Genomic DNA, 15,206 nt, shown 5'->3' with positions numbered 1-15,206 from the left:
TTGGAATGCGGTCGAATGTGGGAGGGGCGGTGCGACGATTCGACTTACTCGCGAAGGGGCCATTAGCCCCACTACATCCCATGCTGCTTCATCAACCGCGCATAGCTACCATCCGCCTTCATCCTGGCGATCTCCCGATCAAACCCGGCGACAATCTGCTCATGCTGCGGATTTTTCAGGCTGACCAAAATGTGCAGGCTGTTCTCGCTCAGCGGCATCGGCAAAAACTCCACCGCATTACGCACGGTGGCGGACTCCCGAGCCAGGTAGTAGCGGGCGACGAATTCATCCTCCACCGTCAGCCGCACCCGCTGCGCCGCCAGCATGCGTACGGCCATGGCGAAGTTATGCACAGGGACTTTCTGCAATTGCGGATCAGCGTCGAACGCCGCGGAATAGGCATAGCCGCGCACCACTGCGATGGGATAGTCGTGGAGTTGTTGCAGGTTCTGGTACTCAATGGCGTCGTCCCGACGCTTTAGAAACAGCACCCGATTGAGCAAGTACTCACCGGAAAACTGCCCCAACTGAGTACGCGCATCGTCGTACCAGGCATTGACCAGCACGTCGTAACGCCCATCGCCCACGCCCATCAGCGCTCGAGCCCAGGGCACCTGTTCAAAGTCACTGGCATAGCCGGCGCGGGCCAGGGCGGTGGTGACGATGTCGGTGGCCAACCCGCCATTGATCAGGGTGGCATCGGTAAACGGCGGCCAGGCATCCGCCACCAGGCGCAAGCGTTCTGCCGCCGCCGTCTGGGCCAGCAACAACAAACCGATCAAAGCAACGGCACGAGAAAATCGCGGCATGCTCAAGTCCTTGGCGGGCGTTCTATGGCCTGACCTCAGGGTTGAACCCGAGGGTTTAACAGTAGCTCATCAATGAGCCTGCACTGCAGATTACACAAACGCGGCAGTCGCGCGCGCACAGAATGATGGCAAATTGATCTCACTCACAAAAAAGCCGCAATTTAGACACTCGCCTCCCACGCGCTTACTATCCTGACCAGACAATTAGCCGAGAGAACACCATGACAGTCGAATGGGTCTGCAAACACCACAGTGACTTGGGCAAGGAGCAGCTGTACGCCATTTTGCGCCTGCGTTCGGAGGTCTTCGTTGTCGAGCAGAAATGCGTCTACCAGGACATTGATGGCCAGGACCTGGACGGCGACACCCATCACCTGATGGCCTGGAGCGACGGTCAATTGCAGGCCTACCTGCGCCTGCTTGATCCTGAATCCCAGGGCGGCGATGTGGTGATCGGCCGGGTGATCGTCGCACCGAGTGCGCGGGGCACCGGGCTGGGGCACGAGATGATGGATGAGGCTCTCAGGCAGGCGGAGAAACAGTGGCCCGACGTGCCGATCTATCTGTCGGCCCAGGCGCATTTGCAGGGGTATTACGGGCGATACGGGTTTGTGGTGGCGGGTGAGGAATACCTTGAGGATGACATTCCACATATAGGCATGCGCCGGGCATGAGGGCCTCTTCGCGAGCAAGCCCGCTCCCACATTTGACCGAGTCCCACCTTTGGAATGCGGTCGAATGTGGGAGCGGGCTTGCTCGCGAAGGCGTCAGCCCGGTCACCACAAATCTTCAGGGGTACCCCAACACCTGTTTAATGCTCGCCAGGTTCGCCTCGATCCAGCGCGGCTCGATCGCGCCCCAACTGTGAATCCGATAGCGCCCGGCATGGTTGCGGGCGCCGTCTTCCTGCTCAAACTCACACACAATGTCCAAATCCGCCAACGCCGCAATCGTGTCCTGGGCAGTGCGCCGGGGCATGCCCGTGACTTCGGTCAGGGCCGGGACGCTGCTGGCCAGCTGGCTGTCGATCAGATACGCCACATACAAGCGCCGGTAGAAGCTGCTTTTGGTCTTGCTCACATCCATGCTCGATCGCCTTTGAAGGTTAGGGCTTGCCCTGCATGTCCCGCCAGGTCAGGTATACCCGCAGGTCGAATTCCACCTGATGGTAGCCCGGCAGCATGTATTCACAGAGTTTGTAGAACGCCTTGTTGTGGTCCGATTCCTTGAAGTGCGCCAGTTCGTGTACCACGATCATGCGCAGAAACTCCGGCGCGGCTTCCTTGAACAGCGAGGCGATGCGGATTTCTTTCTTCGATTTGAGGTTGCCGCCCTGCACCCGGGAGATGGTGGTGTGCAGGCCGAGGGCGCGGTGGGTCAGGTCCAGGCGGTTATCGAACAGCACTTTGTCGATGGCCGGGGCGTTGCGCAGGTGTTCCTGCTTCAAGGCCTGGGCGTAGTTGTACAGCGCTTTGTCGCTCTGCACCCCGTGCCGCTCGGGGTAGCGCTGGGTCAGGTAGTCGCCGAGTTGGTCCTTGGCAATCAACTGACGCACTTGCTCCTGCAATGCTGGGGGGTAGGCCTGGAGGTATTTCAGCGCGGTCATGAGGTCAACAACGGGTATTTGAATGGCCGCCAGTGTAGCGAATTCAGCGGGACGCTGCGCGCAGGTGCCAGTTGGCGACTTCATCCGCTATCAACGGGGCCGCCACCTGCGGCCCCTGGATGAACTGGCAACCGTTGGCCTTGAGCCATTCGACTTGCTCCTGGGTCTTGACGCCCTCGGCAATCACCAGCAGATCGAAGTGCCGGCACAGTTCGATAATGCTCCGCGCCATCGCCGCGTCCCGGGATGAGCCCGGCAGGCGAGCGACCAGCTTCGGGTCGAGCTTGAGGGTGTCGAATTCCAGGTCCCGCAGGTGCGCCAGGGAACAGTTCCCGGCGCCGAAATCATCCAGCGCAATCCGCACACCGGCCTGGCGCAACAGCTTGAGCTGCTTGGTGGACTCATCCAGGTTGTGCATCAGGCTTTCTTCGCTGATCTCCACCTCAAGCTGCCGGCCCTGCAGCCCATGTCGATCCAGCACCTGCTGCAGCTGGCTGGCGAGGTTCGGCATATTGAACTGGCTGCTGCTCAAACTCACGCTCAGCACCAACTCGTCGCCGAACACCGACTTCCATGCCTGCCGCTGGGCGGCCACCTGCTGGTAGATCCAGGTGCTCAATTGGCTGATCAGCCGCGCCTCTTCCAGCAACGGCAAAAACAGCCCCGGCGGCACATCGCCAACGCTCGGATGCTGCCAGCGCAGCAGCGCCTCGACACCCCGCAGCTGGCCGTCGTGCAACGACACCTGCGGCTGGTACACCAGGGTGAAATCCTTGCTGTCGATGGCGCTGCGCACACTGTCCTCGAGCATCAAGCGCGAGCGGGCGCGGCCGTTCATTTCCTGGTCGTAATAGCGATATTGCTGACGTCCGGCGCGCTTGGCTTCGTACATGGCGACGTCCGCCGCGCGCAGCAGGCCGTTGAGGTCCGAGCCGCAGTCCGGGAACGTGGCAATACCGATACTGACCCCGAGCATCACATCCAAACCGTCAACCTGCTGACAGATCGACACCCGTTCGATCAGTTTTTCCGCAATTTTGGCCGCCTGCTCCGGGAACTCCAGCTCCAACAGCGCGGTGAATTCATCCCCGCCCATGCGTCCAAGAATGTCATAAGAACGAAGGCACGCTTTCAACTGCTCCGCGACCCAGCGCAGCACCCGGTCACCGGCGTCGTGGCCCAGGGAATCATTGACCCGCTTGAACCCGTCGAGGTCCAGGTACAGCAGCACCAGCGACTGTTCGTTACGCTCACTGCGCAGGAGCACATTCTCCACGGACTGGTGAAACCCGCGCCGATTGAGCAAGCCGGTCAGCGGGTCGGTCACCGCCTGGAACTCCAGTTGCTGATGCAGATGGCGCACCTCGGACATGTCCAGCACCGTCACCACCATGGCTTTCTGCTCGGCCGGCAGCGGCGCACACGACATCGCCACCGGCAGCTGCTGGCCGGGCACGGTGCGCAAAATCGCGTCGTGCAGGCGCCAGGTTTCGCCGCGTTTGTAACCTTCGTACAAAGCCGAGTCAGACCAGGCAGGCACGTGGGGCTTTTGCAAAAAATCGAGGAACTCGGCGCCCTGTAGCTCGGCAACCGGCGCATTCAGCAGCCGCGAAATCGCCGGGTTGGCGTAGCTGATCACACCGTCCTCGCCCACCACCAGGATGCCTTCGGCGGCATTGTCCAGCACCGAGGCATTGAAGGCACGGGCGGATTCAAGGTCGTGGCTCAGCCGCTGCAAGGCCCGGCGATTGCGCTGGTGCTCCAGCAGGGCCTGGACCTTGGGCTTGAGGATATTCGGATCGAAGGGTTTCAGCAGGTAGTCGATTGCGCCGCTGGCATACCCTTCCAGCATCGCCGCCGGCGACTGGGCGTGGGCGCTGAGAAAGATGATCGGGGTCAGTTGCGTGCGCTGGCTACCCCGCATCAGCCGAGCCACCTCGAACCCGTCCATACCGGGCATCATTACATCGAGCAGCACCAGATCGACGTCATGCTCGAGCAGCAATTCCAAGGCTTCAACCCCGGATGCCGCCGTCACCACATGCCAGTCTTCACGCTGCAATAGCGCACGCATGCTGATCAGGTTTTCGGGATAGTCATCGACCACCAGAAGCACTGAACAACCATCGCGGGGCTTGATTGGAGCGCATTCCATTGCTGCTTCTCTTTCGTCGGCGTCATTCCGGTCATTTTTGCGACAAAACCGGATAAACAATAAGGGCTCACTCTAGCCTTGGATCCCATAAAGCAGAAGCCACGACGGTGCCATCATTGCGCCAAACTCCAGACAACCGACTAACGGTCAGTGTCTACAGCCCGCGGTTTACGTGAAACATGGCTTTTTGACATTTGATTGGCGCCAACAATCCGCCACAAAATCATTAACAATCCATTTCGAGCCACCTATAAAGAAAGTGCCGGCTCCCGAGTCAAGGCCTTCTCTCCCCGTTAAAGGCGTATTCAATGATTGATCTGTCCACCTGGAACCTGAGCATCCCCGTCGGCTCCCCGCCCTCGACCATCGACACCCCGAAACTGCTCAGCGGGTTCAAGGACCAATACTTCCAGGCCGAAGGCAGCAGCGTGCAATTCTGGACCCCGGTCACCGGCACGCGGACCGAAAACGCGGTTTACCCGCGTAGCGAACTGCGTGAAACCTACTCCGACGGCCGCCTGCGCAACTGGCTCTACAGCGACGCCGACAATTTCCTGCGTGCCACGTTGGCGGTCAACAAGGTGCCGTCGTCCGGCAAGGTAGTGATCGGTCAAATCCACGCCTACGAAAGCCAGAAGCCACTGATCAAGGTCGAGTACCAATACAAGGAAAAAACCCAGACCGGCAACATCGTCGCCAAGGTGCGCATGCGTCCCGACGAGTCAGAAGGCCGGGTGATCATCGTTGCCGAGAACGTACCGCTGGACCGCGACTTCACCTACGTCATCCACCTGAACAAGGCTGGCCTGCTGAGCGTCGACGCGGCCAACGGGCAGTGGAACGAACGCATCGGTGCTGCGTGGGGCAAACAGCCGCTGTACTTCAAGGCCGGTGCCTACGTGCAGGACAACAGCGGCAACAGCAAGGAAGGCGCCCGGGTGACGTTTGCCAAGCTGGATATTGATCACGACTGAAGCTGATTCGCTTCAGCGACCGGTCCCACGACGCTTTAGGACAGAACCGCGACCCAGGGTCTCGACTTTCTTGTAGGACAATCCGAGTATGGCGCCGCGCACGCGCACTACCCCCTATAAGAAAGTCATGGAGACTGCCCAATGCCCTTTTCCCGCACCCTGCTCGCCCTCTCTATGGGCATGGCTCTGCTGCAAAACCCGGCCTTCGCCGCCCCGCCTCTCTCGATGGCCGACGGGGTGGCCCAGGTCAATATCCAGGACAGCAACGCCTGGGTCGAAATCAACAAAGTCGCCTTCGAAAACAACATCCGCACCCTGCAAGCCAGCCTCGCCGACAAATCGAAAATTTGCGCCGTGCTCAAGGCGGATGCCTACGGTCACGGCATCGGTTTACTGATGCCTTCGGTGATCAAATTGGGCGTACCCTGCGTTGGCATCGCCAGCAACGAAGAAGCCCGCGTGGTCCGTGAAAGCGGCTTCAAGGGCCAACTGATCCGCGTACGCACCGCCGCCCTGAGCGAGCTGGAAGCTGCGTTGCCGTATAACGTAGAAGAGCTGGTGGGCAATCTGGACTTCGCCGTGCGCGCCAGCCTGATCGCCGAAAACCACGGCCGCCCGCTGGTCGTGCACCTGGGCCTGAACTCCAGCGGCATGAGCCGCAACGGCGTGGAAATGACCACCGCCCAAGGCCGCCGCGACGCCGTAGCCATTACCAAGGTGCCGAACCTGCAGGTGACGGCGATCATGACCCACTTCGCCGTTGAAGATGCCGTCGACGTGCGCACGGGGCTCAAGGCGTTTAACGAACAAGCCAACTGGCTGATCAACGTCGCCCAGCTCGACCGCAGCAAAATCACCCTGCACGCCGCCAACTCCTTCGCCACCCTGGAAGTGCCCGAGTCACGGCTGGACATGGTTCGTCCGGGCGGCCTGCTGTTTGGCGATACCGTGCCGTCGTTCACCGAATACAAGCGCGTGATGCAGTTCAAATCCCACGTGGCGTCGGTCAACAGCTACCCGAAGGGCAACACCGTGGGCTACGACCGAACCTACACCCTGGCGCGGGATTCGAAACTGGCGAACATCACCGTGGGTTATTCCGACGGCTATCGCCGGGCGTTTACCAACAAAGGCGTGGTGCTGATCAACGGGCACCGGGTGCCGGTGGTGGGCAAGGTGTCGATGAACACGCTGATGGTAGATGTCACCGACGTGCCGACCGTTAAGAGCGGCGATGAGGTGGTGTTGTTCGGCAAGCAGGGCGCGGTGGAGACCAGCCAGGCGGAGGTTGAAGACATCAACGGTGCGTTGCTGGCGGATCTGTATACGGTTTGGGGCAATTCCAATCCTAAGGTGTTGGTGGATAAATAAGCTGCATCACTGCTTACTGTAGGAGCGAGCTTGCTCGCGAAAAACCCGAGACCGCCGCGCTTCATCCGGCTTCCCGCGTTATCGTTCGCGACCTTCGCGAGCAAGCTCGCTCCTACAGATGGCCGGTTGCAGCGGTTGGACTCGGCGCTTATAGTTCGCCCCGTCGCCAGCATTGATTGGCGATAGGGTTTCGCAGCCCTACAGAGTTAATACCGTACCCGTCAAAATACGACATAGGCAGTCCTGCCAATGCTCGGTTTTTTATGGCGGTTGTACGTGGGAGACCTTCGGGTCTGCCGGGTCTTAACTCCTCGGTCTGCGAACCCGCGTACAACTGCCACCCCATTTGTTTCGCAGCAAACGGTGGCTAATCTTCTCTTGAGTTAAGGATTTGCCATGAAGCCACAACTCCCACCCCGCCGTTTCACCCCTTGCACCGAAACAGCCACCGAATACCCCGTGCTATTGATCGACAGCGATGCACCACTCACGGACCTGCACGCCTGCCTGCGTGAACGCCTCAACGCCGCCCTCGAACACCTCAACCTGATGGCCTGCTCCAGCCTGCCCGATTTTGCGGAGCGTGACCTGAACCACGTAGCCAACACCGCCCGCATCCTGGTGCAGGACGTAAGCGACGTATTCCGCGTCATCGAACACCGCAGCTTCGACACACCCACAGCCGCCTGATCAAATTTCAGCCACAAAAAAGCCCACATCGCTGCGGGCTTCTTCATTAACGCATAAGGCTTAGTTCACCTTGGCGTTCAACTCACCTTTCAGGTAACGCTGGTACATCGCTTCCAGGGAGATCGGCTTGATCTTCGAAGCATTACCCGCAGTACCGAAAGCTTCATAACGCGCGATACACACGTCACGCATGGCCGTCACGGTAGCGCCGAAGAATTTACGTGGGTCAAATTCGCTCGGGTTGGTGGCCATCAGGCGACGCATCGCACCGGTGGAGGCCAGGCGCAGGTCGGTGTCGATGTTGACCTTACGTACGCCGTACTTGATGCCTTCAACGATTTCTTCAACCGGCACGCCGTAGGTTTCTTTGATGTCGCCGCCGTACTGGTTGATGATCGCCAGCCACTCTTGCGGTACCGAGGAAGAACCGTGCATCACCAGGTGGGTGTTCGGGATGCGCTTGTGGATTTCCTTGATGCGGTCGATGGCCAACACGTCGCCGGTAGGTGGCTTGGTGAACTTGTAGGCGCCGTGGCTGGTGCCGATGGCAATGGCCAGGGCGTCAACTTGGGTCTTTTTCACGAAGTCGGCGGCTTCTTCCGGATCGGTCAGCATTTGGCTGTGATCCAGTACGCCTTCGGCGCCGATGCCGTCTTCTTCACCGGCCATGCCGGTTTCCAGGGAACCCAGGCAGCCCAGCTCGCCTTCAACCGAAACGCCGCAGGCGTGTGCCATGGCTACGGTTTGTTGGGTGACGCGTACGTTGTATTCGTAGTCGGTCGGGGTCTTGCCGTCTTCACCCAGGGAACCGTCCATCATTACCGAGCTGAAGCCCAGCTGGATGGAGCGCTGGCACACGTCAGGGCTGGTGCCGTGGTCCTGGTGCATGCACACCGGGATGTGCGGGAATTCTTCGATCGCGGCGAGGATCAGGTGACGCAGGAACGGAGCACCGGCGTATTTGCGCGCGCCGGCCGAAGCCTGGACGATCACTGGAGAGTCAGTCTTGTCAGCGGCTTCCATGATGGCGCGCATCTGCTCAAGGTTGTTGACGTTGAAGGCTGGAACGCCATAGCCGAATTCGGCTGCGTGGTCCAACATCTGGCGCATGCTGATAAGTGCCATTGTGAGTCTCTCTCCCGGTCGAGGGTCGTTAATCGTGCAAGCCTGCCGTAGCGGCGGCTGCTATTCAAGTTATTGAAGGTCAGGCTTTCAAAGCCTGCCTTGCTTAATCGTTAAATCAGTATTTCGGTGCGGCTGATGGCCCCTTCGCAGGCAAGCCAGCTCCTACATCGCTTTACAGCCACGCCCGATCAAATCGTCGGTGGCAACCCAGTAAACCAGGCCTTCCTCACCCTTTGTGTGAAACGCCAACTGGCCGTCGCTGTACAGCACGCCCGAAGCCGCCACTTCCTGCTTGAGGCGGTACACCTGGTCTGAGCCGCCGAGGCGTACATCCACCTGGGTGCGGGCCTGGTCGGCAAAGCGCCAGTTGACTTGCGCCTGGCTGTCACACGTCCAGGTGGTCCACTTGTCTACCGGCTCTGCCTTCTTTTCGAACATGTTCAGGTTGGTGCATCCGGCCAATAACGCCAGTGCTGCCAGGGCGAAAACGCCTTTCATTGCCAATCCTCAAGCGGCGACCTGCGGCCACCGCTGCTGTCGGTTAGTGAATCAGACCCGTCAAGGGCAACCCTGTTCCTGACCGTTGGGCGCAGAGTCGTATTTCTCCAACCCGTCCGGCCCGATGCGCTTGCTGATCACCGGCATGGTTTCGGCCTGCCAGTCAGCCTGGTAGCAACTCTTGCGCGGCTCAGCCCCGGGCTTTTCAGACTCGGGCGCCGCTTTAGGCGTGCTGCCGCAGCCGGCCAACACGCCCGCCGCTATCACCAGTGCCAACGACTTGATCATCGGAATGCTCCTTTTCCTCAGCAAGTGCTTCAGCCCTTCGCTCGGCTTTCCAGCACTTCGACGGCCGGCAGTACCTTGCCTTCGACGAACTCGAGGAATGCACCACCACCGGTAGAAATGTAGGAGATCTGGTCAGCAACGCCATATTTATCGATGGCTGCCAGGGTGTCGCCACCGCCGGCAATGGAGAATGCCGAGCTTTCAGCGATGGCGTGGGCCAATACTTTGGTGCCGTTGCCGAACTGATCGAACTCGAACACACCCACCGGGCCGTTCCACAGAATGGTCTGGGACGACTTCAGCAGTTCAGCGAAGTTGGCTGCAGTTTGCGGGCCGATATCCAGGATCATGTCGTCGTCGGCCACATCAGCGATCAGCTTGACGGTGGCTTCGGCGCTTTCAGCGAATTCCTTGGCCACTACTACGTCCACCGGCAGCGGCACGCTGACCTTGGCGGCAATGGCGCGGGCGGTGTCCAGCAGGTCCGGCTCGTACAGCGATTTGCCCACCGGGTGACCGGCAGCCGCCAGGAAGGTGTTGGCAATGCCGCCGCCGACGATCAACTGGTTGCAGATCTGGCTCAGGCTGTTCAACACGTCGAGCTTGGTGGAGACCTTGGAGCCGGCAACGATGGCGGCCATCGGTTGGGCCGGAGCACCCAGCGCCTTGCCCAGTGCATCCAGCTCAGCCGCCAGCAACGGGCCAGCTGCAGCAACTTTGGCGAACTTGGCCACGCCGTGGGTCGAACCCTCGGCACGGTGAGCGGTACCGAAGGCGTCCATCACGAACACGTCGCACAGGGCAGCGTATTGCTGGGCCAGTTCGTCGCTGTTCTTTTTCTCGCCCTTGTTGAAGCGCACGTTTTCGAACAGCACGATGTCGCCGGCCTTCACGTCCACGCCGTTCAGGTAGTCGGCAACCAGCGGCACGTCGCGGCCCAGGGCCTTGCTCAGGTACTCGGCCACAGGCTTGAGGCTGTTTTCTGCCGAGAACTCACCTTCGGTCGGGCGACCCAGGTGGGAGCAGACCATCACGGCCGCGCCTTTTTCCAGGGCCAGCTTGATGGTCGGCAGCGAGGCCAGGATTCGCGCATCGCTGGTGACAACACCGTCCTTGACTGGGACGTTGAGGTCTTCGCGGATCAGTACGCGCTTACCTTGCAGATCGAGGTCGGTCATCTTCAACACGGTCATGGGTGGCAATTCCTGAGAGCTAAAGTTGTGGAGAGGCTGTTTGCAGATAGTGCTCTGCAACGTCCAGCATACGGTTGGCAAAACCCCATTCGTTGTCGAACCACGCCAGGATGTTCACCAGCCGTGGGCCGGAAACGCGGGTCTGGCTGGCATCGACGATGGCCGAATGCGGGTCATGGTTGAAATCACAGCTGGCGTGGGGCAACTCGGTGTAGGCCAACAGGCCTTTGAGCGGGCCGCTGGTGGCGGCGTCGCGCAGGATCCGGTTGACCTCGCCGGCGTCGGTGTCGCTGACGGTTTGCATGGTGATGTCCAGGCAAGACACATTCACCGTCGGTACCCGTACGGCTTTGGCCTGGATTCGCCCGGCAAGTTCCGGCAACAGTCGCTCGATACCGCGCGCCAGCCCGGTGGACACCGGAATCACTGACTGAAACGCCGAACGCGTGCGACGCAGGTCCTCATGGTGGTAGGCATCGATCACCGGCTGATCGTTCATCGCCGAGTGAATGGTGGTGATCGACACGTATTCCAGGCCGATCGCCTGGTCCAACAGGCGCAACAGCGGCACGCCGCAGTTGGTGGTGCAGGAGGCGTTGGACACCAGCAGTTCGGCGCCGGTCAGGCAATCCTGGTTCACGCCATAGACGATGGTGGCGTCGACATCCGCCTCGCTGGCCATCGGCTGGGAGAACAGGACCCGCGGCGCGCCGGCGTCGAGAAACCGCTGGCCGTCGGCACGGGTGTGGTAAGCACCGGAGCATTCCAACACCAGGTCGACGTCCAGCGCCGCCCAGTCGATGCCCTCGGGGGTGGCACTGCGCAACACCTTCACGCAGTTGCCATTAATATGCAGACAGTCGTCTTCAACCCGCACTTCGCCGGGGAACCGGCCGTGAGTGGAGTCAAAGCGTGTCAGGTATTCGATGCTGGCCATGTCAGCCAGATCGTTGATCGCAACAATTTCAAACCCGGCAGCCGCCCCTCGCTCGAACAGAGCACGCAAGACGCAACGACCAATCCGGCCGTAGCCGTTGAGTGCAACTTTGTAGGGACGCGGTTGAGGCATGGGGTTCTCGCATTGTGGGCGACACAAACCATTGTAGGAGCGAGCTTGCTCGCGAAGAACCCGAGAGCGCCGCGTTAAACCAGAAACGCTGCGTTATCGTTGACGATCTTCGCGAGCAAGCTCGCTCCTACAGTGGATGCGGCAACCAAAGGGTCACCGCGTTCGAGCTTTTAGTCTTCCAGCAGCTCTTCAGCCTGACCCAGGATGTTTTCCAGGGTGAAGCCGAACTCTTCGAACAACGCTGGCGCCGGCGCCGACTCACCGTAGGTGGTCATGCCGATCACGCGGCCTTCCAGGCCCACGTACTTGTACCAGTAGTCAGCGTGAGCCGCTTCGATGGCGATACGCGCGCTGACCTGCAACGGCAACACCGATTGCTTGTAGTCCGCATCCTGGGCTTCGAAGACGCTGGTGCACGGCATGGAAACCACGCGCACATTGCGACCGTCTGCCGTCAGCTTGTCGTAAGCCTGAACCGCCAGGCCCACTTCGGAACCGGTGGAGATCAGGATCAGCTCCGGCTCGCCGATGCAGTCTTTCAGCACGTAGCCACCACGGCTGATGCCTTCGATCTGCGCCGCATCGCGGGTTTGGTGCTGCAGGTTCTGACGGGAGAAGATCAGCGCCGAAGGGCCGTCTTTACGCTCGATTGCGTGCTTCCAGGCCACAGCCGATTCGACTGCGTCCGACGGGCGCCAGGTGTCCAGGTTCGGCGTGGTGCGCAGGCTGGTCAGTTGCTCGACCGGCTGGTGCGTCGGGCCGTCTTCGCCCAGGCCGATGGAGTCGTGGGTGTAGACGAAGATCACACGCTTCTTCATCAGCGACGCCATGCGTACTGCGTTGCGGGCGTATTCCATGAACATCAGGAAGGTCGCGCCGTAAGGCACCAGACCGCCGTGCAGGGCGACGCCGTTCATGATGGCGCTCATGCCGAATTCGCGCACGCCGTAGTACATGTAGTTGCCGCTGGCGTCTTCCGCCGAGACACCTTTGCAACCTTTCCACAGGGTCAGGTTGGAACCGGCCAGGTCAGCCGAACCGCCGAGGAACTCAGGCAGCAGCGGGCCGAACGCGTTCAGGGTGTTCTGGCTGGCTTTGCGGCTGGCGATGGTTTCGCCCTTGGCAGCCACTTCGGCGATGTAGGCCGAGGCTTTTTCCGAGAAGTCGGCAGGCAGGTCACCCGCGAGGCGGCGTACCAGTTCGTTGGCCAGCTCAGGGAATTCAGCGGAGTAGGCTGCAAAACGCTGGTCCCACTCGGCTTCGACAGCCAGACCGGCTTCCTTGGCGTCCCACTCGGCGTAGATGTCAGCCGGGATTTCGAACGGGCCGTGGTTCCACTTCAGCGCAGCGCGGGTCAGGGCGATTTCCGCGTCACCCAGTGGGGCGCCGTGGCAGTCTTCTTTACCTTGCTTGTTCGGCGAACCGAAGCCGATGGTGGTCTTGCAGCAGATCAGGGTCGGTTGCTCGCTCTTGCGGGCGGTCTCGATGGCGGTCTTGATCTCTTCAGGATCGTGGCCGTCGACGTTGCGGATCACCTGCCAGTTGTAGGCTTCGAAACGCTTTGGCGTATCGTCGGTGAACCAGCCTTCGACTTCGCCGTCGATAGAGATGCCGTTGTCATCGTAGAAGGCAATCAGCTTGCCCAGGCCCAGGGTACCGGCCAGGGAAGCGACTTCGTGGGAAATGCCTTCCATCATGCAGCCATCACCCAGGAACACGTAGGTGTGGTGGTCGACAACGTTGTGGTTTGGACGGTTGAACTGTGCGCCCAACACTTTTTCAGCCAGGGCAAAACCCACGGCGTTGGCCAGGCCCTGGCCCAATGGACCGGTGGTGGTCTCGACGCCAGGGGTGTAGCCGTATTCCGGGTGGCCCGGGGTGCGGCTGTGGATCTGGCGGAAGTTTTTCAGGTCGTCGATGGTGACATCGTAGCCGGTCAGGTGCAGCAACGAGTAGATCAGCATCGAGCCGTGGCCGTTGGACAGAATGAACCGGTCACGGTCGGCGAACGACGGGTTGCTCGGGTTGTGTTTCAGGTAGTCACGCCAAAGTACCTCGGCGATATCCGCCATGCCCATCGGGGCACCGGGATGGCCGCTGTTGGCTTTTTGCACGGCATCCATGCTGAGGGCACGAATGGCGTTGGCACGCTCACGACGGCTGGGCATCGCTGATCTCCTGGAGGTTGAATAAAAGAAACGGAAAAAAGGATCGGCATTTTCCCTCAGCCACGGCCCTCGGGGCAATGACAGATAGTCACTTGGGGGCGTTTTTCCTGCCGATTGGCTGGAGAAACCGCCCCCCGCTTCGTCTATGGGTTATAGCGGCTGCTTATAACCACCGATTATCGACCAATATCAAAACTTTTTGATATTGGCCTTGCGGGGTTTTCCCACCGTCTCTAGACTGCTGGCCTTATGAACTTAAGCGCATCTTCCATTCGCCCCGACGACAGCGACGAGCTGGCAGCCCTGTGCAAGGCCGGCGGCGACCCGTTGCGCCTGAATGTATTGCGCGCGCTGACCAACGATTCGTTCGGGGTATTGGAACTGGCGCAGATCTTCGCCATCGGCCAGTCCGGCATGAGCCACCACTTGAAGGTACTGGCCCAGGCCGACCTGGTGGCAACCCGCCGCGAAGGCAATGCGATTTTTTACCGTCGTGCCCTGCCCCACACCGAACAGTTGGGCGGCAGGCTGCACGCTGCGCTGCTGGAAGAAATAGACAGCCTGGCCCTGCCGGCTGATGTGCAGTCGCGCATCAGCCAGGTGCACGGGCAACGCGCTGCGGCCAGCCAGGACTTTTTCTCACGGGTAGCCGAGAAGTTTCGCGCCCAGCAGGACCTGATCGCCGGCTTGGCGCAATACCGCGAAAGCGTGTTGGCACTTTTGGACAAGCTGAGCTTCAGTGATGAGGCAACGGCGGTTGAAGTGGGCCCCGGCGATGGTGGTTTTTTGCCGGAGCTGGCGCGTCGCTTTCATCAGGTCACGGCGCTGGACAACAGCCCGGCGATGCTGGAACTGGCCCGCCAACTGTGTGAGCGCGAGGCGCTGGGCAATGTCCATCTGCAGTTGGCGGACGCCCTGAATGACACCAGCCTGCGGGCCGATTGCGTGGTGCTGAACATGGTCCTGCACCATTTCGCCGCCCCGGCAGAAGCCCTCAAGCAGATGGCGAATTTGCTGCAACCAGGCGGCAGCCTGTTGGTCACAGATTTATGCAGCCACAACCAGAGCTGGGCCAGGGAGGCCTGCGGTGATCTCTGGCTGGGTTTTGAACAGGACGATCTGGCCCGTTGGGCCACCGCTGCGGGACTCGTTCCCGGGGAAAGCCTCTATGTAGGTTTACGTAATGGTTTCCAGATTCAGGTCCGCCATTTTCAGCGGCCGGCTGGCGACACTCACCATCGGTAAATATCAGGAAAACAT

15 protein-coding genes are annotated in these 15,206 nt (G+C 60.5%); 5 read left to right on the top strand and 10 right to left on the bottom strand.

The window, feature by feature from the left end; genetic code table 11:
- Positions 1-71: 71 nt before the first annotated feature.
- Positions 72-809, bottom strand: coding sequence for an ABC transporter substrate-binding protein (locus HBJ59_RS16435; RefSeq protein ID WP_076017798.1), 738 nt, complete (start codon positions 807-809; stop codon positions 72-74).
- A 221-nt stretch (positions 810-1,030) separates the two neighbouring features.
- On the opposite strand from HBJ59_RS16435, the gene HBJ59_RS16430 reads away from it, so the two are divergent.
- On the top strand, positions 1,031-1,483 hold the full coding sequence (locus HBJ59_RS16430; protein ID WP_076017797.1) for a GNAT family N-acetyltransferase: 453 nt from the start codon (positions 1,031-1,033) through the stop codon (positions 1,481-1,483).
- Between the two features lie 115 nt (positions 1,484-1,598).
- Here the strand turns inward: HBJ59_RS16430 and HBJ59_RS16425 are convergent, their stop codons facing one another.
- The 3 genes from HBJ59_RS16425 to HBJ59_RS16415 are packed head-to-tail and all read right to left on the bottom strand — an operon-like array spanning position 1,599 to position 4,570.
- Positions 1,599-1,895, bottom strand: a complete 297-nt coding sequence (locus HBJ59_RS16425) for a helix-turn-helix domain-containing protein (RefSeq protein ID WP_076017796.1) — start codon at positions 1,893-1,895, stop codon at positions 1,599-1,601.
- A 19-nt stretch (positions 1,896-1,914) separates the two neighbouring features.
- Positions 1,915-2,415 carry a M48 family metallopeptidase gene (locus HBJ59_RS16420; RefSeq protein WP_076017795.1) on the bottom strand — a complete coding sequence of 167 codons (501 nt, stop codon included), beginning with the start codon at positions 2,413-2,415 and terminating at the stop codon, positions 1,915-1,917.
- 43 nt (positions 2,416-2,458) lie between these two features.
- Positions 2,459-4,570: a bifunctional diguanylate cyclase/phosphodiesterase gene (locus tag HBJ59_RS16415; protein ID WP_167664126.1), complete on the bottom strand. Its 2,112-nt coding sequence runs from the start codon at positions 4,568-4,570 to the stop codon at positions 2,459-2,461.
- Positions 4,571-4,878: 308 nt separating this feature from the next.
- Here HBJ59_RS16415 and HBJ59_RS16410 point away from each other — a divergent pair, with 308 nt between their 5' ends.
- The 3 genes from HBJ59_RS16410 to HBJ59_RS16400 all read left to right on the top strand — a co-directional run bounded on the left by HBJ59_RS16410 (position 4,879) and on the right by HBJ59_RS16400 (position 7,605).
- Positions 4,879-5,544, top strand: coding sequence for a polysaccharide lyase family 7 protein (locus tag HBJ59_RS16410; RefSeq protein WP_076017793.1), 666 nt, complete (start codon positions 4,879-4,881; stop codon positions 5,542-5,544).
- Positions 5,545-5,685: 141 nt separating this feature from the next.
- Complete coding sequence (gene alr, locus HBJ59_RS16405) at positions 5,686-6,915, top strand: alanine racemase (RefSeq protein ID WP_167664125.1); 1,230 nt, start codon at positions 5,686-5,688, stop codon at positions 6,913-6,915.
- Positions 6,916-7,311: 396 nt separating this feature from the next.
- Positions 7,312-7,605 (top strand): fructose-bisphosphate aldolase, encoded by a 294-nt coding sequence (locus tag HBJ59_RS16400; RefSeq protein ID WP_167664124.1) that lies wholly within the window; start codon positions 7,312-7,314, stop codon positions 7,603-7,605.
- A 60-nt stretch (positions 7,606-7,665) separates the two neighbouring features.
- On the opposite strand, the gene fba is transcribed toward HBJ59_RS16400, so the two are convergent.
- The 6 genes from fba to tkt all read right to left on the bottom strand — a co-directional run bounded on the left by fba (position 7,666) and on the right by tkt (position 13,946).
- Complete coding sequence (fba, locus tag HBJ59_RS16395; protein WP_003177554.1) at positions 7,666-8,730, bottom strand: class II fructose-bisphosphate aldolase; 1,065 nt, start codon at positions 8,728-8,730, stop codon at positions 7,666-7,668.
- Positions 8,731-8,892: 162 nt separating this feature from the next.
- Complete coding sequence (locus tag HBJ59_RS16390) at positions 8,893-9,228, bottom strand: MliC family protein (protein ID WP_076017790.1); 336 nt, start codon at positions 9,226-9,228, stop codon at positions 8,893-8,895.
- Positions 9,229-9,288: 60 nt separating this feature from the next.
- Positions 9,289-9,516, bottom strand: a complete 228-nt coding sequence (locus HBJ59_RS16385; RefSeq protein ID WP_167664123.1) for a hypothetical protein — start codon at positions 9,514-9,516, stop codon at positions 9,289-9,291.
- 29 nt (positions 9,517-9,545) lie between these two features.
- The gene (locus HBJ59_RS16380; protein WP_167664122.1) at positions 9,546-10,709 is read right to left on the bottom strand and encodes a phosphoglycerate kinase; all 1,164 of its coding nucleotides are present in this window, start codon (positions 10,707-10,709) and stop codon (positions 9,546-9,548) included.
- A 19-nt stretch (positions 10,710-10,728) separates the two neighbouring features.
- Complete coding sequence (gene epd, locus HBJ59_RS16375) at positions 10,729-11,778, bottom strand: erythrose-4-phosphate dehydrogenase (RefSeq protein WP_063026588.1); 1,050 nt, start codon at positions 11,776-11,778, stop codon at positions 10,729-10,731.
- A 170-nt stretch (positions 11,779-11,948) separates the two neighbouring features.
- Positions 11,949-13,946, bottom strand: a complete 1,998-nt coding sequence (tkt, locus tag HBJ59_RS16370; protein ID WP_167664121.1) for a transketolase — start codon at positions 13,944-13,946, stop codon at positions 11,949-11,951.
- A 249-nt stretch (positions 13,947-14,195) separates the two neighbouring features.
- Here tkt and HBJ59_RS16365 point away from each other — a divergent pair, with 249 nt between their 5' ends.
- A complete protein-coding gene (locus tag HBJ59_RS16365; RefSeq protein ID WP_076017786.1) occupies positions 14,196-15,191 on the top strand; it encodes a metalloregulator ArsR/SmtB family transcription factor in 996 nt (331 codons plus the stop codon).
- Positions 15,192-15,206 lie beyond the last annotated feature (15 nt).

Source organism: Pseudomonas sp. AN3A02 (genome assembly GCF_011765255.1).
GTDB lineage: Bacteria > Pseudomonadota > Gammaproteobacteria > Pseudomonadales > Pseudomonadaceae > Aquipseudomonas.
This window is presented reverse-complemented; position numbering and strand designations above follow the sequence as displayed.

Excerpts from the sequence above, each read along its gene's own strand:
- HBJ59_RS16435 (WP_076017798.1), bottom strand. The coding sequence starts at position 809 with ATGCCGCGATTTTCTCGTGCCGTTGCTTTGATCGGTTTGTTGTTGCTG.
- HBJ59_RS16430 (WP_076017797.1), top strand. The coding sequence starts at position 1,031 with ATGACAGTCGAATGGGTCTGCAAACACCACAGTGACTTGGGCAAGGAG.
- HBJ59_RS16425 (WP_076017796.1), bottom strand. The coding sequence starts at position 1,895 with ATGGATGTGAGCAAGACCAAAAGCAGCTTCTACCGGCGCTTGTATGTG.
- HBJ59_RS16420 (WP_076017795.1), bottom strand. The coding sequence starts at position 2,415 with ATGACCGCGCTGAAATACCTCCAGGCCTACCCCCCAGCATTGCAGGAG.
- HBJ59_RS16415 (WP_167664126.1), bottom strand. The coding sequence starts at position 4,570 with ATGGAATGCGCTCCAATCAAGCCCCGCGATGGTTGTTCAGTGCTTCTG.
- HBJ59_RS16410 (WP_076017793.1), top strand. The coding sequence starts at position 4,879 with ATGATTGATCTGTCCACCTGGAACCTGAGCATCCCCGTCGGCTCCCCG.
- alr (WP_167664125.1), top strand. The coding sequence starts at position 5,686 with ATGCCCTTTTCCCGCACCCTGCTCGCCCTCTCTATGGGCATGGCTCTG.
- HBJ59_RS16400 (WP_167664124.1), top strand. The coding sequence starts at position 7,312 with ATGAAGCCACAACTCCCACCCCGCCGTTTCACCCCTTGCACCGAAACA.
- fba (WP_003177554.1), bottom strand. The coding sequence starts at position 8,730 with ATGGCACTTATCAGCATGCGCCAGATGTTGGACCACGCAGCCGAATTC.
- HBJ59_RS16390 (WP_076017790.1), bottom strand. The coding sequence starts at position 9,228 with ATGAAAGGCGTTTTCGCCCTGGCAGCACTGGCGTTATTGGCCGGATGC.
- HBJ59_RS16385 (WP_167664123.1), bottom strand. The coding sequence starts at position 9,516 with ATGATCAAGTCGTTGGCACTGGTGATAGCGGCGGGCGTGTTGGCCGGC.
- HBJ59_RS16380 (WP_167664122.1), bottom strand. The coding sequence starts at position 10,709 with ATGACCGTGTTGAAGATGACCGACCTCGATCTGCAAGGTAAGCGCGTA.
- epd (WP_063026588.1), bottom strand. The coding sequence starts at position 11,778 with ATGCCTCAACCGCGTCCCTACAAAGTTGCACTCAACGGCTACGGCCGG.
- tkt (WP_167664121.1), bottom strand. The coding sequence starts at position 13,946 with ATGCCCAGCCGTCGTGAGCGTGCCAACGCCATTCGTGCCCTCAGCATG.
- HBJ59_RS16365 (WP_076017786.1), top strand. The coding sequence starts at position 14,196 with ATGAACTTAAGCGCATCTTCCATTCGCCCCGACGACAGCGACGAGCTG.